The organism is Acidiluteibacter sp. (genome assembly GCF_055129545.1).
Window position 1 is genome coordinate 1 of record NZ_JBSRUB010000031.1, and the last position, 24315, is coordinate 24315.

General features: G+C 35.3%; 26 protein-coding genes and 1 pseudogene. 18 read left to right on the top strand and 9 right to left on the bottom strand.

Annotated elements, in window-relative coordinates; all coding sequences use genetic code 11:
- Nucleotides 1-229: pseudogene (locus tag ACTB0X_RS14910) on the top strand (SIMPL domain-containing protein); the annotation flags it as partial.
- On the opposite strand, the gene ACTB0X_RS14915 reads toward ACTB0X_RS14910, so the two are convergent.
- The 7 genes from ACTB0X_RS14915 to ACTB0X_RS14945 all read right to left on the bottom strand — a co-directional run bounded on the left by ACTB0X_RS14915 (nt 226) and on the right by ACTB0X_RS14945 (nt 6391).
- On the bottom strand, nt 226-1740 hold the full coding sequence (locus ACTB0X_RS14915; RefSeq protein WP_463025851.1) for an NAD(P)H-hydrate dehydratase: 1515 nt from the start codon (nt 1738-1740) through the stop codon (nt 226-228). The pseudogene ACTB0X_RS14910 and the gene ACTB0X_RS14915 sit on opposite strands and share 4 nt — an antisense overlap.
- Entirely contained in the window at nt 1740-2327 is a 588-nt protein-coding gene (gene coaE / locus ACTB0X_RS14920; protein WP_463025852.1) for a dephospho-CoA kinase, read from the bottom strand. The genes ACTB0X_RS14915 and coaE overlap by 1 nt, the downstream gene beginning before the upstream one ends.
- On the bottom strand, nt 2327-3313 hold the full coding sequence (locus tag ACTB0X_RS14925; protein ID WP_463025853.1) for a CdaR family protein: 987 nt from the start codon (nt 3311-3313) through the stop codon (nt 2327-2329). Before ACTB0X_RS14925 ends, coaE begins: the two co-directional genes overlap by 1 nt.
- 177 nt (nt 3314-3490) lie before the next feature.
- Entirely contained in the window at nt 3491-3814 is a 324-nt protein-coding gene (gene yajC, locus ACTB0X_RS14930; protein ID WP_463025854.1) for a preprotein translocase subunit YajC, read from the bottom strand.
- A gap of 1 nt (nt 3815) precedes the next feature.
- A complete protein-coding gene (locus tag ACTB0X_RS14935; protein WP_463025855.1) occupies nt 3816-4289 on the bottom strand; it encodes a DUF1573 domain-containing protein in 474 nt (157 codons plus the stop codon).
- A gap of 18 nt (nt 4290-4307) precedes the next feature.
- Complete coding sequence (locus ACTB0X_RS14940; protein ID WP_463025856.1) at nt 4308-5258, bottom strand: transcription antitermination protein NusB; 951 nt, start codon at nt 5256-5258, stop codon at nt 4308-4310.
- A gap of 26 nt (nt 5259-5284) precedes the next feature.
- Nucleotides 5285-6391, bottom strand: coding sequence for a Glu/Leu/Phe/Val family dehydrogenase (locus ACTB0X_RS14945; protein WP_463025857.1), 1107 nt, complete (start codon nt 6389-6391; stop codon nt 5285-5287).
- Nucleotides 6392-6528: 137 nt separating this feature from the next.
- Between ACTB0X_RS14945 and ACTB0X_RS14950 the strand changes: the two genes are divergently transcribed.
- Nucleotides 6529-8361 (top strand): ABC transporter ATP-binding protein, encoded by a 1833-nt coding sequence (locus tag ACTB0X_RS14950; protein ID WP_463025858.1) that lies wholly within the window; start codon nt 6529-6531, stop codon nt 8359-8361.
- 161 nt (nt 8362-8522) lie between these two features.
- Nucleotides 8523-8876 (top strand): DUF3276 family protein, encoded by a 354-nt coding sequence (locus ACTB0X_RS14955; protein ID WP_463025859.1) that lies wholly within the window; start codon nt 8523-8525, stop codon nt 8874-8876.
- Between the two features lie 248 nt (nt 8877-9124).
- Here the strand turns inward: ACTB0X_RS14955 and ACTB0X_RS14960 are convergent, their stop codons facing one another.
- Nucleotides 9125-9562 carry a DoxX family membrane protein gene (locus ACTB0X_RS14960; RefSeq protein ID WP_463025860.1) on the bottom strand — a complete coding sequence of 146 codons (438 nt, stop codon included), beginning with the start codon at nt 9560-9562 and terminating at the stop codon, nt 9125-9127.
- A 4-nt stretch (nt 9563-9566) separates the two neighbouring features.
- Nucleotides 9567-10088, bottom strand: a complete 522-nt coding sequence (locus ACTB0X_RS14965; RefSeq protein WP_463025861.1) for an NADPH-dependent FMN reductase — start codon at nt 10086-10088, stop codon at nt 9567-9569.
- A 179-nt stretch (nt 10089-10267) separates the two neighbouring features.
- Between ACTB0X_RS14965 and ACTB0X_RS14970 the strand changes: the two genes are divergently transcribed.
- From ACTB0X_RS14970 to ACTB0X_RS15040, 15 genes are all read left to right on the top strand, one after another.
- Nucleotides 10268-10948: a metal-dependent hydrolase gene (locus tag ACTB0X_RS14970; protein ID WP_463025862.1), complete on the top strand. Its 681-nt coding sequence runs from the start codon at nt 10268-10270 to the stop codon at nt 10946-10948.
- Between the two features lie 17 nt (nt 10949-10965).
- A complete protein-coding gene (locus ACTB0X_RS14975) occupies nt 10966-11778 on the top strand; it encodes a ParA family protein (protein ID WP_463025863.1) in 813 nt (270 codons plus the stop codon).
- The gene (locus ACTB0X_RS14980) at nt 11771-12664 is read left to right on the top strand and encodes a ParB/RepB/Spo0J family partition protein (protein ID WP_463025864.1); all 894 of its coding nucleotides are present in this window, start codon (nt 11771-11773) and stop codon (nt 12662-12664) included. The genes ACTB0X_RS14975 and ACTB0X_RS14980 overlap by 8 nt, the downstream gene beginning before the upstream one ends.
- Nucleotides 12665-12673: 9 nt before the next feature.
- Nucleotides 12674-13237 (top strand): DUF5683 domain-containing protein, encoded by a 564-nt coding sequence (locus tag ACTB0X_RS14985; protein WP_463025865.1) that lies wholly within the window; start codon nt 12674-12676, stop codon nt 13235-13237.
- Between the two features lie 78 nt (nt 13238-13315).
- Entirely contained in the window at nt 13316-14029 is a 714-nt protein-coding gene (dapB, locus tag ACTB0X_RS14990; RefSeq protein WP_463025866.1) for a 4-hydroxy-tetrahydrodipicolinate reductase, read from the top strand.
- 5 nt (nt 14030-14034) lie between these two features.
- Nucleotides 14035-15567: a signal peptidase I gene (lepB, locus tag ACTB0X_RS14995; protein WP_463025867.1), complete on the top strand. Its 1533-nt coding sequence runs from the start codon at nt 14035-14037 to the stop codon at nt 15565-15567.
- A 355-nt stretch (nt 15568-15922) separates the two neighbouring features.
- A complete protein-coding gene (locus tag ACTB0X_RS15000) occupies nt 15923-17500 on the top strand; it encodes a hypothetical protein (RefSeq protein ID WP_463025868.1) in 1578 nt (525 codons plus the stop codon).
- A gap of 158 nt (nt 17501-17658) precedes the next feature.
- Nucleotides 17659-18102, top strand: a complete 444-nt coding sequence (locus ACTB0X_RS15005) for a hypothetical protein (RefSeq protein ID WP_463025869.1) — start codon at nt 17659-17661, stop codon at nt 18100-18102.
- A gap of 32 nt (nt 18103-18134) precedes the next feature.
- On the top strand, nt 18135-18710 hold the full coding sequence (locus ACTB0X_RS15010) for a globin family protein (protein WP_463025870.1): 576 nt from the start codon (nt 18135-18137) through the stop codon (nt 18708-18710).
- A gap of 65 nt (nt 18711-18775) precedes the next feature.
- Nucleotides 18776-20032 carry a glutamyl-tRNA reductase gene (hemA, locus tag ACTB0X_RS15015; protein WP_463025871.1) on the top strand — a complete coding sequence of 419 codons (1257 nt, stop codon included), beginning with the start codon at nt 18776-18778 and terminating at the stop codon, nt 20030-20032.
- A 91-nt stretch (nt 20033-20123) separates the two neighbouring features.
- Nucleotides 20124-20492: a hypothetical protein gene (locus ACTB0X_RS15020; RefSeq protein ID WP_463025872.1), complete on the top strand. Its 369-nt coding sequence runs from the start codon at nt 20124-20126 to the stop codon at nt 20490-20492.
- A 6-nt stretch (nt 20493-20498) separates the two neighbouring features.
- Nucleotides 20499-21353 (top strand): DUF5777 family beta-barrel protein, encoded by an 855-nt coding sequence (locus ACTB0X_RS15025; protein WP_463025873.1) that lies wholly within the window; start codon nt 20499-20501, stop codon nt 21351-21353.
- Nucleotide 21354: 1 nt separating this feature from the next.
- The gene (locus ACTB0X_RS15030; RefSeq protein ID WP_463025874.1) at nt 21355-22368 is read left to right on the top strand and encodes a c-type cytochrome; all 1014 of its coding nucleotides are present in this window, start codon (nt 21355-21357) and stop codon (nt 22366-22368) included.
- Nucleotides 22369-22458: 90 nt separating this feature from the next.
- Nucleotides 22459-22923: a hypothetical protein gene (locus ACTB0X_RS15035; protein ID WP_463025875.1), complete on the top strand. Its 465-nt coding sequence runs from the start codon at nt 22459-22461 to the stop codon at nt 22921-22923.
- A 157-nt stretch (nt 22924-23080) separates the two neighbouring features.
- Entirely contained in the window at nt 23081-24286 is a 1206-nt protein-coding gene (locus tag ACTB0X_RS15040) for an MFS transporter (protein WP_463025876.1), read from the top strand.
- Nucleotides 24287-24315 lie beyond the last annotated feature (29 nt).

Here is a 24315-nt window from a genome sequence, read left to right on the forward strand (position 1 = left end):
AAAAATTGAATTGAACAAAAAAGCCACTGAAGAAGCTCGAATAAGAGCAGAAATGATTGCTTCTAACTCTGGAACAGATATGGGAGAATTGAGCAACGCCAATATGGGAATTTTTCAGATTACAGGTCAAAACTCCAACGAAGAATATTCGTGGGGCGGCACTTTTAATACCTCAGATAAAGATAAAACGGCACGGATTACAGTGAAGTTGGAATACGAGATTGATTAATCTTGTAATTGAATAAACGCTTGAGGTAAACAATCAATTATATCCTTCGCATTCATACTGATATTTCCTTTGAATGCTGCAGCCAAATCTCCTGCAATTCCTTGAACCATCATTCCAATCAGAGCAGTAGATTCGGGCGAATAGCCTTGTGCTAATAAAGCGGTTAAAACACCTGTCAACACATCTCCACTTCCACCTTTCGCCATCCCTTCATTACCTGTAGAATTGAAATAAAAGATTCCTTCGGGAGTGCACAAACAAGAATAAGCTCCTTTTAAAAGAATGAAACACTGAGTTTGTTGTGAGAATAACTTCAATTTCTCTAACTTCTCTTCCTCACTACTCCACTCCCCCACTAAACGTTTGAATTCTCCAGGATGTGGCGTTAAAATACTATCGCTTGGAATCAATGACAACCACTCTTTGTTCTCCGCTAATATATTAATTGCATCCGCATCGATTACCATCGGTTGATTGATTTGCTTCAACAAGTCGTGTAACGCCTTCTTCGAATTCTCTGCTTGTCCAAATCCAGGACCTATTCCTATCGCTTGAAACCTTTCAATGGATTGAATTTCAGTGGTGAAATATTGATGCACATCCACGTCTACCATTGCTTGAGGGGTGGTTTGCTGCAGAATCTCTACACCGCATTTAGGCGCATGAATACTCAATAATCCAACGCCTGAACACAAGGCTGCATTTGCAGAAAGAACAGCTGCGCCCATCATTCCATAGCTTCCAGCAATTAACAAAGCGTGACCATTAGATCCTTTATGAGCGAATGCATTTGAAGGCTTCAATAGTTGCTTAATGTCTGTTATTTCAATAAAAAAATATTCGCTTTTCTCTTCCTCAATGGCCATTTCATCCAATCCAATATCTACCAATTGCCAGTCACCTATATATTGAAAATATGTGGGCAAAAACAAGCACAATTTTGGAATTTCTATAGATATGGTATGTCGAGCATTTATGACATGTTTGAAAGAATTTGATCGATTATCAGCAGCCATCAACCCTGAAGGCAAATCAATGGAAATAATGTGTTCACTTTGATTCATCTGATCGATTATCTGACCTGCAAATCCCTCTACAGAGCGGTTTAGTCCAGAACCAAACAATGCATCAATAACCACATCCAAATTTTTTATAAAGGGATTAAAGCGCTGTTCGGCCAGTTCTAAAATTGGAACTTTAAGCTCCCTTAATTGATGCAGGTTTTGGAGAAATTCTTTCGAGTCGTTGTTTGAAAACCGAACATAGTAAACCTTTACGTTCCATTTAGCCAGAAATAAAAATCGTGCAATCGCCACTCCATCACCACCATTATTTCCATTGCCACAAAAAACATGAACTGTGGAAGTTTGATAGGCAGAAAAATGGGTAGTAATGGTTTGAAAAAGTTGGAATGCAGCTATCTCCATCAATTGGATAGAAGAGACATTCTTCCTTTCCAAAGTTTTGGAATCAATTCTTTGAATAGCAGAAGAATTAAGAATATTTTTCATTACTCAATATTTAAAAGGACTTCATGCAACTCCATCACTTGAGGAAGCAATTTATCTTTGTCGTCGTTGATGATAATAAAATCGGCCAATTTATTACGCGTTTCATCCGACCATTGGTTGTTCATTCGTTGTTCCACTTCTTCCGCAGAAGAGCTATCTCTCATTATAATTCGTCTTATCCGTTCTTCTTTTTTGGTATACACCGTAATTATTCGATCTAGATTTTGATAGGCTCCAGATTCAAATAAAATCGCCGCCTCTTTAATAATGTATGGAGCTGAAGAATTCTTCTCACACCAATCATCAAAAGCTTCTCCAACTAATGGGTGAATTATTGAGTTCAATTTTTCTAATTCATCTGGATTGGTAAATACAATTGCAGCCAATTCCTTTCGATCGAGTTCACCAGAATCATATAAATGCTCACCAAAAGTATTCTTAATTTTTTTGATGGCTTTTGAGTTGGTATTCACAATGTTTCTCGCCACCATGTCAGAATTGAAAACCGGCACACCTAAGTTTATAAAAACTTGACTTACGGTAGATTTACCACTTCCAATACCACCTGTTAATCCGACTTTCAACATTATTTCTTAATTAAATATTCAACCTTTTCAGGAGTTAATTTGATGATCTCTGCATTTACTCCTTCTGTTTTCACAGTTACTTTCAATTTATCAACTTCCTTGTTCGTTTGGTTATAATCCACAAAAGCCGTGAAGTCTTCAGCCTTCAACAATTCAAATAAGCTATTAGAAATCAACACTTTTATTTCAACTGTTGCGGGCAGTGTTCTCAACCGAACTTCATCAGGTAAGTTAATCACTTTGATTGGAAGTTCAATAGTTTTTTCAGTAAAACGCTCTGTTTTTATGTCTATCTCTACGGCAGTAGGATGTATTCTAAGGTAAGGCCCAAAATTAGATTCCAATTTTACATTGGTTTTTAAATCCTCTTTTATATCCTTCAATTTTAAAAGTTCGGTTGATATATAACGTATCGTATCCAGCTGATCAGAAGGACCAAAAATTTGAACAAATTTTGGGTTGGGTTCCAAGGAATCTTTTAATCGAATCTGTGGTCCAAATGTTAAATCCTGTATCAATCGAACCATCACTTTTTTGCTTTCTAACGGCTGCATGTGAATGGTCAAAAACTCTGGATAAATACTTTCCACACTAATATTCGACCCTAGTTGATTACTGATTTCATTGGTCAACGTTTTAGTAGGTATTACCTGATTTCCATCTCGATCTAAATCTGATTCATCCACTTCAATGATCAACTCCTTTTTATTACAGAAAAGTGCTTCACCAATCAGGTTAAAACCCGAACCATTGGTGTACACTTTTATCTTTTTAGAAGGCTGATTGGTGATTACATAGGATGAGTCTGTGTTTTTATACACACAACTGTACTCGATCCCCATGGTTAAATCTTTCGAAAGCGCATTCAAAAACCAAAACAAGGAAGCTAGGAATAAACAAAAAAGGAAAATACTTATCTTCTTCTTCAAACGGTTTTTGCCATTTGCGTCGGTTTCGATAAATATTTTCCTTACTGTAATTTTCAATGCCGCTTAATTTTCTTTTTTCAAAGAATGAAGTTATACCAATTAAGTTTTAAAATGACGCATAACTCTAAATTTATGTTCTTTTTAAACGTAGAATTGGTAAATGCCGAATAATTAGATAAGGAGCAAACGAGGAACGCAGTATGCAATATTATATAACTATATCGGTATTAGACATTATTTTGCACCCATTGCAGCACCAGAAAAGTCTGGTGAAACTGCTGCTTTTTCTATCGTCAATCTCAATCCATTTCCGGCGTCAACAATAATTGTAGTTTCTTTAATTTCAGCCACCTTTCCATGAATTCCACCAATTGTCACTACATCTTGACCTTTCGCTAAATTCTCTCTGAAATTACGTTGCTCTTTTTGCTTTTTCATTTGTGGTCTAATCATAAAGAAATAGAACACAATGATGATCAAAATCAAAGGCAAAAATGACATGATTGGGTTTTCTCCTTCTGCTGCTGGAGACATTAATAATATCGTTAATAAATTCATTTTATTTCGTTTCTGGAGTTAATACATTTCCTTTCAAAGCCAATACAGTTGTGTTTGGTTTTGTGTTAGCTACCAATGTTACCGTTTTATTTTGTTGACCCATTTTTCCATTACTGTCGAATACAACTTCGATTTCACCTGTTTCGCCAGGAGCAATTGGGTTCTTTGGGTAAATTGGAACAGTACATCCACAACTTCCTTTTGCATCAGAGATAATTAAATCTGTTTCTCCCGAGTTTGTAAATTTAAAGGTAGTCTGTACTTTTTCACCTTGGGTGATTTCTCCGAATTCGTAAACGATATTTTCAAATTCAAAAGCTGCCAATACTTTGTCAGCCTCTTCATTATCCTCCTCAGAAGGAATATTAATTACATCGGTTGAAATAGCTGGTTCTTCCGGCGTTTTCTCAGCTTGATTACATGCTGAAAATCCAAAAAGTGCAACCACACTTGCTAAATAAATTACTTTTTTCATACTTCTAAAATTTAGGGCTTATTCCATTAAGCCTCGTCCTACTTTTCTTATTTTCTTAGCTACTTTAAAATCAGCAACTAATTTATCTAAAATTCCATTAATAAACACTTTACTTTTCGGTGAACTAAACAATTTAGACACCTCGATGTATTCATTCAATGTTACCTTAATTGGAATACTGGAGAACTCTGTCAATTCAGTAATGGCCATTTTCATGCACAAGACATCCAATACAGCAATTCGTTCTACATCCCAATTCTTTGTTTTTTCTTCAATCAGTTTCGTATTCTCATTGTTATTAATAATGGTCTTACGAAATAGATTTTTTACAAAATCACGATCATCCAAATCATCTTTAAACATCGCCATCAAATTTCCACCACCAGCTTCGGTTGTTTTGATTTTCTTTACGTGTTTTACAGCCATAGAAATAGCAAAATCCACATCATCATGATCCCAATAAATACTGCGCTCATGAAATAGATTTTGAATCATTTCAGACTCAGCAACGATTTCTTTGTAAAAATCCAACAGAAACTTTCGATCTACATCAAAACCTTTTTCTTCTGAATGAATATAGTTCTGAAACAATGGAGTCACTCTTAATTCCTTCAACAATCGTTTCAAATCATCGCGGTCAGCCGCCCAAGAAATCTTGTGGCTTTTCCATGCTGATTGAATGGTTTCGTTTTCGCTTAGCTGACGAATGATGTCGTTCTCAACAAAGGTTCTGTTTGGACTCAAATCTTCATCCGTTGGCAGTGCTTTGTTTTTTGCTTCCATCTGCTGCGCATCGGCTAGCTCAGCTAACTCGATTGGCAATAGTAAGAAATAGAGATAAAGGTCGTACATCCGCTCAATACTCAAAAACAACTCCTTTTCTCCTTTTGATAGCTCAGTGCTACTCGATTGAAAAAAGGCATATAAAGCCTGCATTACTTTTACTCGTAAAATTCGTCTATTCAACATTTAAAGAACGTCTTTGAAAATTTGTGTTACCTAACTTGTTTAATTTTTCCTACCGCTCTTATGCGTTCTTCAGCTAATTTATTTGCTGCTGCATAAGTAGGAATATTTTCTTGTACCGCTCTTTTGAAGATATCTAATGTAGTGTTATAGATATTTTGAGTCAATTCCATGGCTCTATCTTCACCGTAATTAGCTACTTCTCTATTTACATTGATCAATCCACCAGCATTAATTAAAAAATCAGGTGCATATAAAATGCCTTTCTTAATTAATTCAGCTCCGTGAATCACTTCATTTTCCAATTGATTGTTTGCCGCTCCTGCAATGATTGCACACTTCAAACGAGGTATTGTATTTGAGTTTACCGTTGCACCTAAAGCACATGGAGAATAAATGTCAATATCTAAATCATAGATAGAATCACCTAAAACTACTTCTGCACCATATTTATTGGCCACATCCGCTAGTCTATTTTCATTGATGTCAGTGATATAAACCTTCGCATTCTCTTCAGTTAAGTATTTTACCAACACTTCACCTACATGTCCAATTCCTTGAACCAATACTTTTTTTCCAGTCAATGAATCATTGCCGTACATTTCTTTTGCACCTGCTTTGATTCCCATGTATACGCCATAAGCAGTTACTGGAGAAGGATCTCCACTTCCACCTAAAGATACAGGAACTCCCGCTACGTGGTCAGTTTCCATTTTTACCCATTCCATGTCACTTGGACTAATGCCAACATCTTCTGCTGTAATGTATTTACCGCTTAAGCTGTTTACAAATTTTCCAAATCTTCTGAATAAGGCTTCAGATTTTTGAGTGTAAGAATCACCGATGATTACTGCTTTTCCACCACCTAAATTCAATCCAGTAATGGCAGCTTTGTATGTCATCCCTCTTGATAAACGTAAAACATCGTTCAACGCCTCTACTTCATTCTTGTAATTCCACATTCTAGTTCCACCCAAGGCAGGACCTAAAGTTGTATTATGAATGGCAATTATTGCTTTTAAACCAGTTGCGTTGTCTTGACAAAATACAACTTGTTCATGGTCATAAGTAACCATTTTGCTAATCACAGGGTTCTCTGCTAGCTTATTTTCTTTGATATCAATTACTTCATTCATACTATTAAAGTTAACATTATCACTTGCTAATAAACCTAAAAGTATTAGGTACTTTTGCAGACGTTGCCGTCCTCAAAATTTCGATTGCAAAAATAGTATTAAAATTTTGTATTGGACGGGCGTAAAGCGCACAATTTATGAATTCTTTAAAGTATCTAAATAAGTATCTTTTTAAGTATAAATGGCGATTGGGGTTAGGAATTATTTTCGTAGCCATCTCCAACATTTTTGCCATTTATCCTCCTCAAATCATTCGTGAAGCTTTTGATCAAGTGGCTCGATTTATCAGTAAAGAGGAAGTCGTAAACAATGGTGACATGCCTTGGATTGCAGAATTCACAAAAGACATGAACCTTTCTAAAAGCTTAATATTCTTCGCTGTTCTAGTGATGGTGATGGCGCTTCTAAAAGGTTTATTTACCTTTTTCACTCGCCAGACTATTATTATAATGAGTCGGTTAATTGAGTATGATTTAAAAAATGAAGTCTATGCTCATTATCAAGAATTAAGCATGCCATTTTACAAGCGTAACAACACTGGAGATATTATGAATCGGATCAGCGAAGATGTGAGCCGTACTCGGAACTATCTTGGACCAGGTATCATGTATAGCATCAACTTGGTGACGCTTTTCATATTTGTAATTTCTGTAATGTTGAGTATTAATGTAGAGTTAACACTTTATGCTTTAGCACCACTTCCGGTACTTTCCGTTTTGATATATTATGTCAGTAATGTAATCAATAAAAAAAGTGAAGCCGTACAAGCTCAATTGTCTAATTTATCTACCCTTGCTCAAGAAACCTTTTCAGGAATTCGAATTTTAAAGTCTTTTGTAAAAGAGGATTACGCCAATCAAACATTGGATAAAGCGGCAACAAAATACAAAGAGAAAAACTTAGATTTAGTAAAAACAGAAGCCTTGTTTATGCCGATCATGACGCTACTGATTGGCTTGAGTACCATTTTTACCATATATATAGGTTCCAAAATTTACATTGATGCAATCAATGCTGGCGTTACTCCTCCGATTTCTCCTGGAAACATCGCCGAATTTGTGATTTATGTCAATATGTTGACTTGGCCAGTAACAGCATTAGGATGGGTAACTTCCTTAGTGCAAAGAGCTGCAGCTTCTCAACGAAGAATCAACGAATTTTTAGAGACCAAACCAGAAATTGTAAGCGGCACGACTCCTCTAAAAAACATGAAAGGTGAAATTCACTTTCAAAATGTAGGTTTCGTTTATCCCGATTCAGGAACCCGTGCTTTGGATGGCATCAATTTCAAAGTAAGCCCAGGGGAAACACTAGCCATTATTGGTCGGACAGGTTCAGGTAAATCTACTATTGCTGATTTGGTATGTCGATTATATGACCCAACATCAGGAGATGTTTTCATGGATGGAATTAATCTAAAAGAATTAGACCTAAATGCTTTAAGAGGAAACACTGGTTATGTCCCTCAAGAGGTATTCTTGTTTTCAGACAATATCGCAAATAACATTGCATTTGGATACAGCGAAGAAATGCCGGCTTTTGAAAAAATTGAGCAGGCTGCAAAAGATGCAGCCATTTATGAGAACATCATGGATTTTCCGAAACAATTTGAAACCATTCTAGGTGAAAGGGGAATTACTTTATCTGGCGGACAAAAACAGCGGATTTCAATTGCTAGAGCCATTATAAAGCAACCCAAATTGATGATTTTTGACGATTGCTTATCTGCTGTAGATACAGAAACTGAGGAGAAAATACTGAATAGCTTAGACCGCATTGGAGGAGAAAGCACTTGTATTATTATCAGCCATAGGGTATCTTCAGTGAAAAATGCCAACAAAATCATCGTGTTGGATGAAGGAAAAATAGCTGAAGAAGGCACCCACAATCAATTGATTGAAGCCAAAGGTTTATACTTTGATATTTATGAACGACAATTATTAGAAGATCAGAAAAGTGAACTAAATTAAGTTTCGGATTTATTCAACTATTTTGTGCAAAAAGCAGCTGAAATAAATCCCAAAAAAGGTCTAAAAATCTTACTGACATTGGAAGTTAGATTAAATATTTTTTATTTAGTTTTGTTGGGAACACTATAAAATTGTAATTCTAGGAACAAATTGTCAAGAAGATGGAAGGAAAAGAAAATTACGACAACGAGCAGGGACCAAGAGAAGACGAAGTATTTTCAAAAGCAGTAAGAGCAGGAAAAAGAACGTATTTCTTTGACGTAAAATCAACTAAAAATGACGATTATTATTTAACCGTTACTGAGAGTAAAAGAAGGTTTAATGCCGACAATGGAAAGTTTTTCTATGAGAAGCACAAGCTATTTTTATACAAAGAAGATTTCGAGAAATTTACAGATAGCTTAACTGAAGCAATTGACAAAATAAAAGAATTGAAATTAGAGCAAGGTGAAGAAGTGATTGAGAAAGTTCAATCCGATTATACTGACGTGAATTTTGAAGATTTAGACAAGTAATTGTCTTAAACTATATTTACAAAAAAGGTCGATTCCACATGGATTCGACCTTTTTTTGTATCTCATCTTCAATACAATGATTCGATTTTGATATTGGATTTATTGACTTTTTTATATTTAAAATGTCAGGACTACGTCCCTACTTTCATAAATTAGATAGAAATTATCTCTTTCACAATTAGCCATCTATAGTCATAAGCACTATACGCCTAACTTTTCAATTAAGCTTTTTTTTAATGCTTCCTTTTCTAAAAAATCATCATAAACCCCATTCCAACCAACGTTACAATAAAGTAAGGAACTAACCCGCCTGCTCCAGCATAATCTTTCGCTATTCTTTGACCAAAAAACAATGCGATCAACGAACCTGCAGATAGAATCAACCCGACTTCTAAAAAGAAATCGTTCTGAACAATAGAACCATAAACTCCTAATAAACTAAATGCACCTGCTAAAACCTCAAGGATAGTGATTTTTAGCACCATTAAAGGAACTATTTTAGCTAAAGGAGTCTTTTCAAAATGACCTTTCAACCAGTCTAAATTGTCTTTATAATTGAATACCTTATCCAATCCAGATTGAAGGAACAGAATTCCTAAAAATAGTGCCAATGCAATCTTTATGATCATGATGCCGCATTCATCATCCATTCCTGAGAAAAAACTCGTTAAAAGCATATTATTCATCGATTTAATAGTTTATAAATTTTTCTAATTGTTGTATAATGGCCTCTTCTGTATTTTTGTCTTTCAATACGCCATGCTCGCCTAAGATATTATAAATTTTGGAAACAGGTAGCTTCAACGCCATTACCTCCACTTGTAAATAATGTAAAATATCAGTCAGGTGATCCATCCCTCTTAAATTGCCTGCTCTACCTGCTGCAATTCCTAGCAATCCTGCTTTTTTACCTGCATAGAATTCAGGTTTTATGGCATCCATAAATAGCTTCAGGATTCCCGGAATACTTCCATTATACTCAGGTACAACAAAAAACAATTTATCGCTTGGGATAATATAATGTTTCGCAATCTCTGTAAAAATAGAGTTCTCGTAATTGTACACCTCGTCCAAATCTATGCGAGTAGGCAATTCATCTAAACTAAAAATTTTGACCTTCTCCCCTCTTGCTTCCAATTGGGTTTTGCAAAAGTTTGCAAAGAATTGGGTCATATTTCCCTTTCGATTTGAAGCTGAAATTATAGTTATCATCGTTATCTTTTAACAAAAAAGTGTTCAAAAAATGTTGTTAACAATTCGAAATAAACCACCATAAAAATGGTAATTTCGAATAAGCTAATCCAATTATTAAATAGGACGCAAAATAAAGCATTTAAGCGCATTTTAGCTGTTGTTTTTAATTAATTACACGTCCTAAATTCCATCAATCAATGACAATTACTTTTTATGGCCATTCTTGCTTTGGAATTAAAACCAACAATTGCTCTATTTTGTTTGATCCGTTTATCCGACCAAATGAATTGGCAAATGGAATAGACATTGACAGTATTGAAGCAGACTATATCATCGTTTCTCATGGACACATGGATCATGTTGCCGATTTAGAATACATTGCTAAAAAAACAAACGCAAAAGTGATTTCAAATTATGAGATTATTCAATGGTGCAGCAGTTTAGGTATTAAAAATGTGCATTCAATGAATACAGGTGGTAAATTTGCATTTGATTTTGGGACAGTAAAAAGTGTTTTTGCTGCGCATTCTAGTAGTTTGCCAGATGGTAGTTATGGTGGTAATCCGAATGGATACATTATTAAATCTGAAGGAAAAAGCATTTACTATGCTGGCGATACTGCTTTGAGCAATGAAATGAAATTGATTGGAGATCACGATCAAATAGACCTTGCTTTTCTGCCTATCGGTGATAATTTTACCATGGGTGTAAAAGATGCCATTATTGCAGCAGGGTTTATAGGTTGTAATGAAATAATAGGAATGCATTACGATACTTTTCCACCGATTAAACTCGATGCTGAAAAGGCCATTAAAGATTTTAATAGTAAAGGAGTAAATCTTCAATTGATGACAATTGGAGCAACAATAGAAATTTAATTTTTTCAATAGATAGAATGGGTAAAATTATTGCAATTGCCAATCAAAAAGGTGGAGTTGGAAAAACAACCACAGCGATCAATCTTGCAGCTGCATTGGGTGTATTAGAGCGTAAAGTGCTAATCGTTGATGCAGATCCTCAAGCTAATGCTACTTCTGGGGTTGGTTTTGATCCAAAAAATGTAAAGACAAGTATTTACGAATGCTTGATTAATGAGGTAGAAGCTAAAGATATTATCTTGGCTACTAAGTCTCCAAATCTATACCTTTTACCAGGACATATTGATCTGGTAGGTGCTGAGATTGAGATGATCAATCTACCAAATCGAGAAAAGATGATGCGCTTGGCGTTGTCTAAAATTAAAGACGATTACGACTTCATTATTATTGACTGTTCGCCATCTTTGGGGTTGATTACATTAAATGCGTTATCAGCTGCAGACTCTGTAATTATTCCAGTTCAATGTGAATATTTTGCATTGGAAGGTTTAGGAAAATTGTTAAATACCATTAAAATTGTTCAATCTAGATTGAACACTGATTTGGAAATTGAAGGCTTGTTATTGACTATGTACGATATTAGACTAAGACTTTCTAATCAGGTGGTTGAAGAAGTAAAAACACATTTTCAACAAATGGTTTTTGACACGATTATTCAACGAAATACCAAGTTGGGTGAGGCTCCAAGTTATGGAGAAACTATCATCATGCACGATGCGACGTGTAAAGGTGCGGTCAATTATCTTAATTTAGCACGCGAAGTTTTACAGAACAATAATTTGACTAAAATTAGTGAATCCGAAAAGGTAATTAATTTAGAGGATGAGTAAGAAAAGAGTATTGGGTAGAGGCTTAAGCGCTTTACTAGAGAATGATGACACAGATATCACGAATAGCAAAAAGCTAACTCGAGAAGATGTAACTGAAGCTGCGGGTTCCGTGGCTTTATTGTCGATTGGAGTAATTGAAGCTAATCCATTTCAACCGCGTACAAAATTTGAAGAAGAAGCATTAAATGATCTTGCTCAGTCTATTGCTGAATTGGGAATTATCCAGCCAGTAACGGTAAGAAAATTAGGCTACAATAAATACCAGTTGATTTCAGGAGAACGTCGATTTAGAGCGTCTCAACTAGCAGGATTGGAAGAAATTCCAGCCTACATTCGTATTGCCAACGACCAAGAAATGCTAGAGATGGCCTTGGTTGAAAATATTCAGCGTGCAGATTTAGATGCGATTGAGGTAGCGATAAGTTACCAACGATTGGTGGAAGAATGTAACCTGACTCAAGAAGAATTGTCGCAAAGAGTTGGTAAGAAACGAAGTACCGTTGCCAATTACTTAAGATTATTGAAGTTGCCAGCAGAAATTCAAAATGCAATCATCGATCGTACTATAAGTATGGGCCATGCAAGAGCCTTGATCAATTCAAAAGATACAGCTACTCAACTTCACATGTTTAATGAAATTCTTAAAAATGAATTATCAGTAAGACAAACAGAGGAATTGGTGAAGGAAAGAAAACCTTCTGCTCCTGTTAAAAAAGCGGTCAGTGTTCCTTTATCGTTTCACGAACAAAAAATGAAGGCTGATTTATCTGAATTCTTCCAAACGACTGTAAAATTGCAACGACAAGACGAAGAAACAGGGAAGATTGTTATTCCTTTTGAATCTCAAGAACATTTGTTGCGAATTATGGAACTTTTAGATTTGTAAATCCAACCTTTGAAATACATCTTCACATATTTAATTGGCCTCACCCTGCTCTTCTCGACTTTTCAGTCGAAAGCACAAAGTGATACCACTGTTATGGATTCTATGTATTTGAATCATTCGCCAAAGAAAGCTTCTTTATTTTCTGCTGTGATTCCAGGAGCTGGTCAAGTATACAATAAAAAGTACTGGAAAGTTCCTTTGGTATATGGTGCTATTGGGGCTAGTTTGTACTTTGCGCTTGACCAACGGGATCGATTTCGAGATTTTAAATCGGCTTATGTAAGCAGAGTCGACAGTGATTCTAATACTGTTGACTCCAAATATACTGGAGTTTACTCCGATCAGAATCTGCTGACCTTAATCGAGTACCACCGAAAAAATAGAGATTTGTTATTTGTTTTAGCTGGATTCAGTTACATCTTAAACATTGTAGATGCTGCAGTTGATGCGCATTTATACTATTTTGATGTGAGTGATGACCTATCAGCTTCTGTTCGTCCAAGAGTGAATTACGATCCAACTTCACAATCTTATCTACCGGGACTGCAAATCAATCTTCGATTTAAAAAATAACCATTGAAAAGGAATAAGAACCTGTAATGTAAAATCAGTCGTGATTTTTAAAACGCTTCGTCTATATTTACAACCACTATGAAAATTGCGCTATACGGATACGGAAAAATGGGTAAAACCATTGAACGATTGGCAACAGAAAGAGGTCATGAAGTGGTTTTGAGAATCAACTCAGACAATGCTTCTACTATAAATGCAAGTGACTTAAAAGCAGCAGATGTTGCAATTGAGTTTAGTCGTCCTGAATTAGCTCAATCTCATATTAAAAATTGTATTGCTGCACAATTGCCAATAGTGATTGGAACGACTGGTTGGTATGATCAATATGATCAACTAAAAAAAGAGTGCATTGAAAATAACGCTGCATTTTTGGCAGCGACCAACTTTAGTGTTGGTGTCAATCTATTTTTTGCCTTGAATAAACTTTTGGCAAAATTAATGCAGCCGCATGCTGATTACCAAGTTGAAGTGGAAGAAATTCACCACACAGAGAAATTAGATGCTCCAAGTGGTACTGCCATTACAATAGCTGAGGGAATTATTGAAAATTATTCAAATTTCACCAATTGGAAATTGAATGAAGGGAACGAGCACGAGTTAAAAATAACTGCAGTGCGAACTCCGAATGTTCCGGGAACTCATGAGGTAAAATATCAGTCTAAAATAGATGAAATAGCAATCCAACACACGGCACACAGTCGTGATGGATTTGCTTTGGGTGCACTATTGGCTGCAGAATTTATAAATGGTAAACATGGTGTTTTTACCATGAATGATGTATTGAAAATTTAAAAATTATGTTGATAAGCATTGAATTGGCTGGAATATTAGCCCTTATTTATTTTCTAGCAAGCCACGTTGGTTTATACCTTGTTTTTAAGAAAGCAGGTTTAGAACCTTGGAAAGCGTTGGTTCCCTTTTATGGAACTTACTTGGCCATAAAATTGGTTGAAAAACCTTGGTGGTGGCTGATTATCTATTACATCCCTTTTGTAGGATTCATCATCTGGATTGGCATTATTACCGAACTTCTGAAGCGTTTTGGAATTTTTGAATTCCAAAAGCATGTTGCCATGGTTGTAGGTGCTCCAATCTACTTATATCTTCTGGGAAGTAAAGACGAACACAAATGGAGAGGTCACGAAGTCGTGCACCGATGGACAAAGCCAAAAAGTCGAGAATGGGCTGATGCTATTGCATTTGCAGTAATCTTAGCCACTATTATTCGTGCATTTTACATCGAAGCTTTTACCATCCCTACTTCTTCAATGGAAAAATCACTTTTAGTGGGTGATTTTCTATTTGTAAGTAAAGTAAGTTACGGTTCAAGAGTTCCTAACACTCCTATCTTTTTCCCTTTTGCACACCACACCATGCCCGGGACAGAAAAAACAAAGTCTTATTTGGAGTGGATTAAATTTCCATATCATCGGGTTTTTGAATTTGGGAAAGTAGAACGAAACGATGCCGTTGTATTCAACTTTCCGGCAGGAGATACGGTTGTGGTCCAGCACCAAGACCGAACATTTTACCAATTAGAAAGAGATTATGGTCGTCAGACTTTGGAGCAGCAATTTGATATAATAGCTCGACCAGTTGACAAGAGAGAAAACTATATTAAAAGGTGTGTTGGAATTCCAGGCGATAAAATCGAAGTCAGAAATACTCAACTATTTGTAAACGATAAAGAAGCTTATCAAGCTTTTGGTGTTCAATTTAGTTATTTAATTAAGACGGATGGAACTGGATTTGCGCCGAAACAATTGCTCGATTGGGAAATTACGGAATACAGAATGGATGGCCCAGGATTGTACTTTATGCTGTTGACCGACGAAAACAAAGCAAGAATTGAAGCATTGCCTCATGTGAAACAAGTAGAGCCCATCAACAAACCTAAAGGGTATTACTCAGACGGTAAATATGGTAAAAACCTAATTTACCCGAATGCGAAAGGTTACGATTGGACAGAAGATAATTTTGGCCCTTTATCGATTCCAAGAGCGGGAGAAACAATTGAATTAACCGTTCAGAATTTACCGATTTACAGACGAATCATTCAGGTATATGAAGGAAACGACATTCAATTGAAAGGAAATGAAATCTATATTAATGGGGCGGCTGCTACTACTTACACTTTTAAAATGGATTACTATTGGATGATGGGAGACAACAGACACAACTCTCAAGACAGTCGTTTTTGGGGATTTGTTCCGGAAGATCACATCGTAGGAAAAGCAGTTTTTGTGTGGTTGTCACTTGACCCTAATCGTACCGGGTTTGAGAAAGTAAGGTGGAACCGATTGTTTACTAAGATAAAGGGTGAAGAGTAGTTAAGGTTATTATATTAATAAGTAAGCCCAGCTTCCAAAAAGAAGCTGGGCTTTTCTGTATTGAATTTTAATTCAATACCAGTCCTAACATTCATTACTTAAATTCTTTAAATTAAAAAAAGTCGCTCAAATGGTTTGACAATAAAGGACAATTCTAAAAGCACCAACATACAACTATAAAACTTAACTATTCATCATAATATCAAGCAATTAAATCCTTTTAAGAATAATTAGTGCTCAATCCAAAACTTTTCTTTTAAAAAAAATACTCTAGAGTAGTCAACTAATTCTTATAAACTCATTGCTACTAACCTTTTTTTATTTATAATTGAATTTTTAAACCAAAAACCTAAAAATGAAAAAATTACTTTCGCTTGCCATTGTTGGACTTTCTTTTCAATTTACTACAATAGCACAAGTCAACATTTCTAACTTAAAAACCGTTTGGGGCCCAGAAATAAAAAGCTCCAAAAAAAGCTCTTTCGAGGGGATCATTGGTAAAGACTCTAAAAATATCTATGCTTTGCAAGAATATGCCAATCGTGGCGATGCAACAAAGATTGAGCTATTATCTTATGACAAAAATAGCATGAAGCTCAAAAAATCTTCAATCATCAAATTGGATGCTGATATCTCCAATAAATCATTAGAATTACTTACTCAATTAGGAGAAAACTTATACGCCTTTACCTATGTGACTGACAAAAAAACAGACAAGAAAACCCTTTCGGTGCAAGAAGTTGATAAAAATACTCTAACCCTTAAGTCTAAAACAACTCAATTGGCACAAATTGACTTTGGAAATAAAGGTAGAAGAAATCGTGGAAATTTTAATGTAGCAATTTCTAAAAATGATGAATTCATATTAGTGAATTACATCAATCCAAGAGAAGACAAGTACAGCAGACAACAAGTAGGCATAAAAGTGTATGATAAGAATTTCAAATTGCTTTGGGAGAAGTTAGATGAACTAGAGTTTTCTGATGACAATTTTATTTTAAAAAGTATGAGCATTAGTAATTCAGGAAATGTCTTTGTTTTGGGTAATGTAATTCCTGAAAAGAGAGTTAGATCAAGTAGTAAGCAAGAATTCCAGTTATATGCTTACACCAATCTAGGTGACGAAATCGTGCAATACCCTTTAATCATTAAAGATAAGTACATCGATCAGATGACTTTATCGCTTACAGAAACTGATGACATTATTGTTGGTGGATTATATGGCTTAAAAGATATGAGTAAAGTGAGCGGAACCTTTTACCTAAGAATAGATGGAAACACTCAACAAGTGGAAGCTAGCAGTTTTAAAGAATTTCCGCTTAACTTTATTACAGAGGGAATGACCGAAAGACAAGAAAAGAAAACTAAGAAAAAAGCTGAAAAAGGGAAAGATGTTGGTTTATACTCTTATGAATTAAGAAACTTAACCATTGCAACTGACGGAAGTGTTTCGTTTATCGCTGAACAAAGTTATGTTGTTGTGAACACCTACACTGATGCGAATGGAGTGACAAGAACCACGTATACTTATTATGATAATGATATTATTATGGTGAATGTGAACCCTGAAGGTCAGATTGTAGAAAACATCAAGGTTCCTAAATACCAACGGACCTCTACTCCAACTTTCTCTTCCTATTTATTAGGTTTACAAGATGATAAAGCATTCTTCATTTTTAACGATAATGTAAAAAACTTAGCTATTAATGATCGGTCAAAAATGAAACCCTTTGCAGGACAGAAGAAAGCTGTAGCTGTGGTTGTAACCGTTGACGCTAATGGAAAACAAAAAAAATCAGCATTGTTTAATGCTAAGGAAGTAGGCACATTGCTACGACCAAAGGTTTCAAAACAATTTGAATCCGGTGAAGATTTATATCTAGTTGGTCAGAAAGGTAAAAAGCTATCATTGGGAAGAATAAGTCTAGACTAAGTAGACTTTAAATATTTACAACCTTTATAATGAAAGGCCTGAAGAGAAATCTTTAGGCCTTTTTCTTTTTCATAAATCCTGCAACCAAAACAATTTCGATCCAAATCAATCCAAAAGGGAAACGATTACGTAACTAGTTCAACAAAAAAACAGAATTCATGAAAAAGACATTTATTAAAATAGCCATATGGAGTGGTTCAATACTGACTCTATTAGTCATATTACTAGCAGTTCACATTTATATGGTAATTCCACCTAAAGAACAAAATCCTACTGTAAATTGGCAACTTTCTCGCATTGACATTAAAGAGTCATTACCATTGTCAGACGAGCAGGTCAAAGAAATAAACCAATCCATCAAATCAATTGATGGAGTTGAACGAGCGGTTGTAAATAAGGATCATGGAACTATAGTAGTGGCTTACTTTCCAAGTAAAAACAACATAGATGATATTTATACCAGCTTCACTGAAAATACGGTTGTATCGTCTAAACTATTTAAGCCAACAAAAGACCAATTGGCAGCAAGTTGTCCGGTCATCGATAAAAATTCAATCTCCTACAGGATGGGGAGTTTTTTTCAAAACATCTTCCAAAACTAGTATTCACAATTATTAATTAAAACTATATTATCATGAGAAGTCCATTTAAATTAATGTTGGTATTGCTTGCAGTATCAATCAGTTTTGCATCGTGTAAAGACGATGATGACGACCAAGTAGTAACTCCTACCCCGACACCTACGGAAAAGAGTATTTATGAAAAATTAGGCGGAACAGAGTTGGTTCCAGACACTACCAATGGTGGAATGATCGAGAAAGGAAAACTGACTCTTAGATCTGTGGTAGATTCTACCATTTTTGTAATTGCTGGTGATACTTTATTAGCCCCATATTTCACAACATTATTAGGTGAAGTAGGAAACGGAGATTTATCTGGTTTTACTGCTTTAAGTATGTCACTGACCAACTTTTTTAGTGCAGCTACAGGCTCAAAAACAATTACCTACTCCGGTAGAAACATGACAGATGCGCATGATCCAGCGAAGTATTCAAGAATGGCAAAAAAGGCGGATGATGCTGCAATGGATGCCTTTATTGGAGACGTTGTAAAAGGTGCTGGTCAAAATGGTGTTCCTGCTACTGATCCAATTATTGGAGAAATTGGTGCATTATTGGAGACTTTGAGACCACAAGTTGTTCAACGATAAAAATTAACAAACCTAAATTACCAATCCCTTAGCTTCGGCTAGGGGATTTTAAAATCCTTAATCCTATGAAACAATTCAACGCACTTTCTCTTTCTTACAAGCAGTCATCTTTAGAATTTAGAGAATTGTTTTCATTCGATGATGAGAAAATCAATGTATTACTTCATCAATTCAAAGATCTTCTCGGTTTAGAAGATATTTTGATTTTATCTACCTGTAATCGCACAGAAATCTACTTTACTTCAAAGACTAATAAAGTGGACGAAGTTTTTAAATTGTTGGCATTAAAAATCAGACTACCAAAAGATTCAATTGCTAAACATTTCAATTTACACAAAGGAAAAGCGGCGGTCAATCATTTATTTGAAGTTTCATTGGGATTGAATTCAATGATTTTGGGTGATATGCAAATCATTAATCAAGTAAAAAGGGCGTACCAATTATCTGCAGATGCACAAACAGCAGGACCTTTTCTTCATCGATTAATGCATACTATATTCAATACCAATAAACGGGTTACCCACGAAACAAAATTTAAAGAAGGGAACACTTCACTAGCTTCAGCAGCAGTGAGTCGTGCTAAGGAATTTGGCAACCAATTTAGAAAACCAAAAATTGTAATTGTAGGTCTAGGTGAGATTGGACAAACAGTAGCTGAAAATTTAAAAAACTTCGATGGAAAAGTAGTTGTTTTAAACCGTTCATTTGAAAAAGCACAAAAACTAGCACAAAAATATAATTTTGACTGTCAGTTATTTGAACAGCTTAATTCAGAAATTGAAGATGCTTCTGTAATTATTTCAGCAGTGAGAACTCCTGAGCCTATCATTAATAAAGGTTCAATAAGTGACAAAAATCGGCACCAATTGTACATTGATTTATCCGTTCCAAGAAGTATCGATTGCACTCTAAGTGAACATTCGGGAGTAATTATTGCCAATGTAGACGATTTAAAGGAGCAAACAGAGCGTACTATTCAAAAAAGACAAGGAAAGATTGAAGCAGTAAATGCAATCATCAACCAATCAATTAATGAATTAAAAGATTGGCAAAAAGAGATGGAATTCTCTCCTGTTATTAAACAATTTAAAGCCGCATTAGAGGAAATCAGACAACAAGAATTAGCCAGACATTTAAATGGAATGGAAGATTCACAAGCTGAAATTTTAGATCAAGCAACCAAAAATATTCTCCAAAAAATAATTAAGCTTCCTGTACTTCATTTAAAAGCAAATTGTCTCCGAGACGATGCGGATCAGGTTTCACAAACTCTAAGTGAATTATTTAACCTAGACAGAGAGGTCTTAAAAACGACAAATTAATAGGTTGATAAAAATCATCATTAAATCAATTCTTTTTTTGATTATCTTGCCGCCATTATTACGTATTTCAACCTAAGTAACACAATTATTTATGAGAATATTCATTATTTTGATGGTAAGCATCTGCCTTCCAATATTATTCACGGCCTGTGAATCTGAAAACAAAGAAGACCTATTTCCTGTAGATCCAGCAGTGGTATGCAAAACAGACTCCATGTCTTTTAGCATGGATATCAATCCAATAATTGCAAAAAATTGTGCTATTTCAGGCTGCCATGTCAGTGGATTTAATGAAGGAGATTTCACTACTTATCAAGGTATAAAGGATAAAATAGATAATGGCGATTTAATTCGACTGAGAGTAGTTGAAAGAAAAGATATGCCAGCAAGTGGTCCCCTACCTGACTGCGAAATCGCGAAAATTGAATCTTGGTTAAATGCAGGAGCACCAAACAATTAAAAGAATATGAAAAAGATAGGATTTGGAATACTTTTAATATTTCTTGGTGGAGGGATATCAGCGCAAGAAACAACAGCATATGCAAGCGAAACCTTTAAAGATACCCGAATTGTAAATGGGCAATCGGTAGAAACCAATGAATCAGGACAGCTAAAATTTATCATTTCTCACCGTTTTGGTCTACTCTCAAAAGGAATAAATAACTTTTTTGGGTTAGATGAGGCGAGTATTCGGTTGGGATTGGATTATGGATTAACGGACAGATTTACCATCGGTATAGGCCGTAGTTCATTTGAAAAAACGGTGGATGGTTTTGGAAAATACAAATTATTGCGTCAATCTACGGGAGCGAAAGAAATGCCCATTACCGTGACGTGGCAGAGTAATTTTGCAATTAGAACGGCAGATTTTGCAAATAACCCAGGAGAAGAATATGACATAGCCAACCGCATGACCTATGGTCACCAATTAATGATTGCTCGAAAATTTTGTGATGCATTCTCTGGTCAATTAATGCCAACTTTCATTCACCGAAATTTAGTAGATACAAGAGCAGAAAAAAATGATTTGTTTGCAATTGGAGCAGCTACTCGTTACCAACTCACAAAAATTATATCGTTCCAAGCTGAATATTATTATGTCTTACCTGATCAATTGGGGGACCAGTTTACCAACTCACTTTCTTTGGGATTTGACATTCAAACAAAAAGTCATGTATTCCAATTGCATGTTTCCAACTCTCAGGGAATGATTGACAAATTTTTCATTTCAGAAACTCGCCAAGACTTCTTTAAAGGAGACATTTATTTTGGATTTAACATAAGTCGTGATTTTCAATTGAAAGGCAAAAAATACAAGTAACATGAGACACTTTAAAACCGTTGGAATCGCTTGTATTGTCTTCTTATCATTCAGTTGGGTGGGATTTGATTCCAGTATCCCACAAATTTCAAAAGACCATAAACTAAGTGAAGTATTATTGAAACTTAGTGATACACCACAAGCCCACTATCGTCCAAATGCCGATAAAGAGCAGGTTGTAAGAGGGAAGGAATTGGTATTTAATGGAAGAACAATTGGACCAGATGGAAAAATGTCGCCATTTATTAGTAAATATTTTGCTTGTACGAGTTGTCACAATCAAGTCCAAGAAGATCCAATCATTACTAATTTCGATCCACAAGCTAGATTGCTACACGCTGAAAAAAATGATCTAAAATTTTTACCAGCAACTACTTTTTGGGGAATGTATAACCGAGAAAGTTGGTACAATGATGATTATGTTTTGAAGTATGGTGACTTAGTTATTCCAGCGAATAAAAGTTTAGCTGAGGCCACTCAACTGTGCGCTAAGGTCTGTTCCTCAGGTCGGTATTTGGAGGAATGGGAACTAGAAGCCATTTTGGCTTATTATGAGTCTATTCAATTGACTATTGAAGACTTAGACTTGAGTGAACAAGAGTTAAAATCTTTACAATCTGAAGGAAATAATGTTGACAAAATCAAACTTTTAAAATCCAAATATGCCTTAAAAAGTCCTGCTACATTTCCAAAAGCCCCTACCAATAAAATAGAAGGTTATGCAGGGTTAACTGGTGATCCAACAAATGGCAAGAAACTATATGAATTGAGTTGTCAAGCATGTCATCAAGACGGAGGCGTATCCCCTATCTTATTGGATAATGCTAAAGTGACTTTCCAAAAATTCAAACGTAATCTCGATAACAACAGTTATTACAATATCTACGACATTATAATTCATGGGACATATGCTGACAAAGGAAAACCAAGATACATGCCATTGTATCCGGAAGAGCGAATGAGTCCACAACAGATTGAAGATTTAAGAGCTTATATTGTTCAAGAGGCGAAGTAATTAACTTTTTAAAATCCTCGAGAAATTCACAAACCCATTCCCATTAAAAGTCCTACCCGCATTTCACTTAAGTATTTGATAAGAAATTTAATGCTACTGCCATTGTTAATGGGCATTTCAATTCCCATCGCTTATTACTTGAAAGGATTTACTTGGGAAGAATCATTAATTATTGGTCCACTGGTTAATGTATTGGCTTTTTTATTCTTGGGTGCTCTACCAACTTTTCTAATTCATCGTTCTCATTTAAAATATCGTATTGGATCAAACCCCCAAATTGACACCCAAAAGCAGAAAATATTTATGAATGATACTTTATATTCCATTGATAGTTTAGACTTTACCCATCATTTAGCGTGGAATCAGAAGTCAAATCAAGACGGAAAATTTCGGTTAACAACTCCATGGTCAAACTATAGCTATATTGCTGTAAAGACCAATCAAGACCAGATGTTTTATATTAGCTCCACTCAAATTATATTGGATCAATTCTTCGTTAAAATTTCTCAAAAGGAATACCACCTGTTCCCTTATTTGAAACAAAAAAAAATGTAAAGAAGTTTACATCTTAAAAAATCAAAAAATTAGATGTAGGTACATATATTTTCATATAAAAACCACATTTACTCCTTTTTTAATCTCTAATTTTGCGGCTCCAAGAAAACAAAATAAACTTTCGATTAGAAATTGTTTTGTTTTATCAATTACTAGAATGAACAAAGAAAGAGCGCTGCTATTGACTTTAGCAGTCATTCAATTTTCGCACATTACCGATTTCATGATCCTGATGCCATTAGGTCCTACCCTAATGCGTGCATTTGATATACTCCCAAGTCAGTTTGCCTTATTGGTTTCTGCTTATACATTTAGTGCCGGGATTTTTGGATTTGTTGGCGCATTTTTCATCGATAGATTCGACCGTAAAAAAATGCTAATCATAATGGCTACTGGGTTTGCATTGGGGACTATCGCCTGCGGACTTTCAAATAGCTACCATATGTTGCTGTTCACTCGAGCATTTACAGGATCATTTGGAGGAATCTTAAGTGCATTGATTTTATCCATCATTGGAGATGCTGTTCCCAATGAACGACGAGCAGGAGCGATGGGATTAGTGATGGCTTCTTTTTCTCTAGCTTCGGTAGTGGGTGTTCCTTTAGGTTTGTATTTAGCGACATTATCCGATTGGCATTTCCCTTTTATCTCGTTAGGTGTAATTGCATTATTGACGCTAATTCCGATTGCCAAATTTATCCCAACGATGAATGCTCATATAGTGAGTAGAAACGAAAGGGAATCGCCGGTTGCAATTATTAAAAATGTGCTGGAGAATAAAAACCAGCTTTATGCATTACTATTCGGAATAGTGATCATGTTTAGTCATTTTTCTGTAGTTCCTTTTATTAGTCCTTATTTAGTGACGAATGTAGGTTTCTCCGAAAAAGACATCACTTATATTTATTTGATTGGTGGCGGATTAACCATTTTTACCGCTCCACTTATTGGCCGTTTAGCCGATCGTTTTGGTCGACTAAAAGTATTCGTTATTGCAGTAATAGTTGTTTCCTTCCCTATTTTCTTTCTAACAAACTTAACTGAGAAACCAATTGCTATCGTATTATTAATTACTTCCCTATTCTTTGTTTTTGGATCAGGACGAATGATTCCTTCAACAGCCATGATTACCTCTTCGGTTCGACCAAAAAATAGAGGTAGTTTTATGAGTTTCAATTCCGCTTGTCGCCAATTGACCAATGGATTCGCAGCCTATTTTGGCGGATTAATTATTACGCAAGGCGAAGACGGCTTATTGCATCACTATGATTGGGTAGGTTATGTTGCCATTGGAATGGGAGTTCTTTCTATCATCATTGCACGAAAAATTAAAGTAGTGGACGAGGCCGGTTTTGAGAATTAGTATTTTTTAGATATAAAGCATTAGTTTTG

Bases quoted from the DNA above. Each gene is read 5' to 3' on its own strand.
- ACTB0X_RS14915 (WP_463025851.1), bottom strand. From the start codon at position 1,740: ATGAAAAATATTCTTAATTCTTCTGCTATTCAAAGAATTGATTCCAAA.
- coaE (WP_463025852.1), bottom strand. From the start codon at position 2,327: ATGTTGAAAGTCGGATTAACAGGTGGTATTGGAAGTGGTAAATCTACC.
- yajC (WP_463025854.1), bottom strand. From the start codon at position 3,814: ATGAATTTATTAACGATATTATTAATGTCTCCAGCAGCAGAAGGAGAA.
- ACTB0X_RS14935 (WP_463025855.1), bottom strand. From the start codon at position 4,289: ATGAAAAAAGTAATTTATTTAGCAAGTGTGGTTGCACTTTTTGGATTT.
- ACTB0X_RS14940 (WP_463025856.1), bottom strand. From the start codon at position 5,258: ATGTTGAATAGACGAATTTTACGAGTAAAAGTAATGCAGGCTTTATAT.
- ACTB0X_RS14945 (WP_463025857.1), bottom strand. From the start codon at position 6,391: ATGAATGAAGTAATTGATATCAAAGAAAATAAGCTAGCAGAGAACCCT.
- ACTB0X_RS14950 (WP_463025858.1), top strand. From the start codon at position 6,529: ATGAATTCTTTAAAGTATCTAAATAAGTATCTTTTTAAGTATAAATGG.
- ACTB0X_RS14955 (WP_463025859.1), top strand. From the start codon at position 8,523: ATGGAAGGAAAAGAAAATTACGACAACGAGCAGGGACCAAGAGAAGAC.
- ACTB0X_RS14960 (WP_463025860.1), bottom strand. From the start codon at position 9,562: ATGAATAATATGCTTTTAACGAGTTTTTTCTCAGGAATGGATGATGAA.
- ACTB0X_RS14965 (WP_463025861.1), bottom strand. From the start codon at position 10,088: ATGATAACTATAATTTCAGCTTCAAATCGAAAGGGAAATATGACCCAA.
- ACTB0X_RS14970 (WP_463025862.1), top strand. From the start codon at position 10,268: ATGACAATTACTTTTTATGGCCATTCTTGCTTTGGAATTAAAACCAAC.
- ACTB0X_RS14975 (WP_463025863.1), top strand. From the start codon at position 10,966: ATGGGTAAAATTATTGCAATTGCCAATCAAAAAGGTGGAGTTGGAAAA.
- ACTB0X_RS14980 (WP_463025864.1), top strand. From the start codon at position 11,771: ATGAGTAAGAAAAGAGTATTGGGTAGAGGCTTAAGCGCTTTACTAGAG.
- dapB (WP_463025866.1), top strand. From the start codon at position 13,316: ATGAAAATTGCGCTATACGGATACGGAAAAATGGGTAAAACCATTGAA.
- lepB (WP_463025867.1), top strand. From the start codon at position 14,035: ATGTTGATAAGCATTGAATTGGCTGGAATATTAGCCCTTATTTATTTT.
- ACTB0X_RS15000 (WP_463025868.1), top strand. From the start codon at position 15,923: ATGAAAAAATTACTTTCGCTTGCCATTGTTGGACTTTCTTTTCAATTT.
- ACTB0X_RS15005 (WP_463025869.1), top strand. From the start codon at position 17,659: ATGAAAAAGACATTTATTAAAATAGCCATATGGAGTGGTTCAATACTG.
- ACTB0X_RS15010 (WP_463025870.1), top strand. From the start codon at position 18,135: ATGAGAAGTCCATTTAAATTAATGTTGGTATTGCTTGCAGTATCAATC.
- hemA (WP_463025871.1), top strand. From the start codon at position 18,776: ATGAAACAATTCAACGCACTTTCTCTTTCTTACAAGCAGTCATCTTTA.
- ACTB0X_RS15020 (WP_463025872.1), top strand. From the start codon at position 20,124: ATGAGAATATTCATTATTTTGATGGTAAGCATCTGCCTTCCAATATTA.
- ACTB0X_RS15025 (WP_463025873.1), top strand. From the start codon at position 20,499: ATGAAAAAGATAGGATTTGGAATACTTTTAATATTTCTTGGTGGAGGG.
- ACTB0X_RS15030 (WP_463025874.1), top strand. From the start codon at position 21,355: ATGAGACACTTTAAAACCGTTGGAATCGCTTGTATTGTCTTCTTATCA.
- ACTB0X_RS15035 (WP_463025875.1), top strand. From the start codon at position 22,459: ATGCTACTGCCATTGTTAATGGGCATTTCAATTCCCATCGCTTATTAC.
- ACTB0X_RS15040 (WP_463025876.1), top strand. From the start codon at position 23,081: ATGAACAAAGAAAGAGCGCTGCTATTGACTTTAGCAGTCATTCAATTT.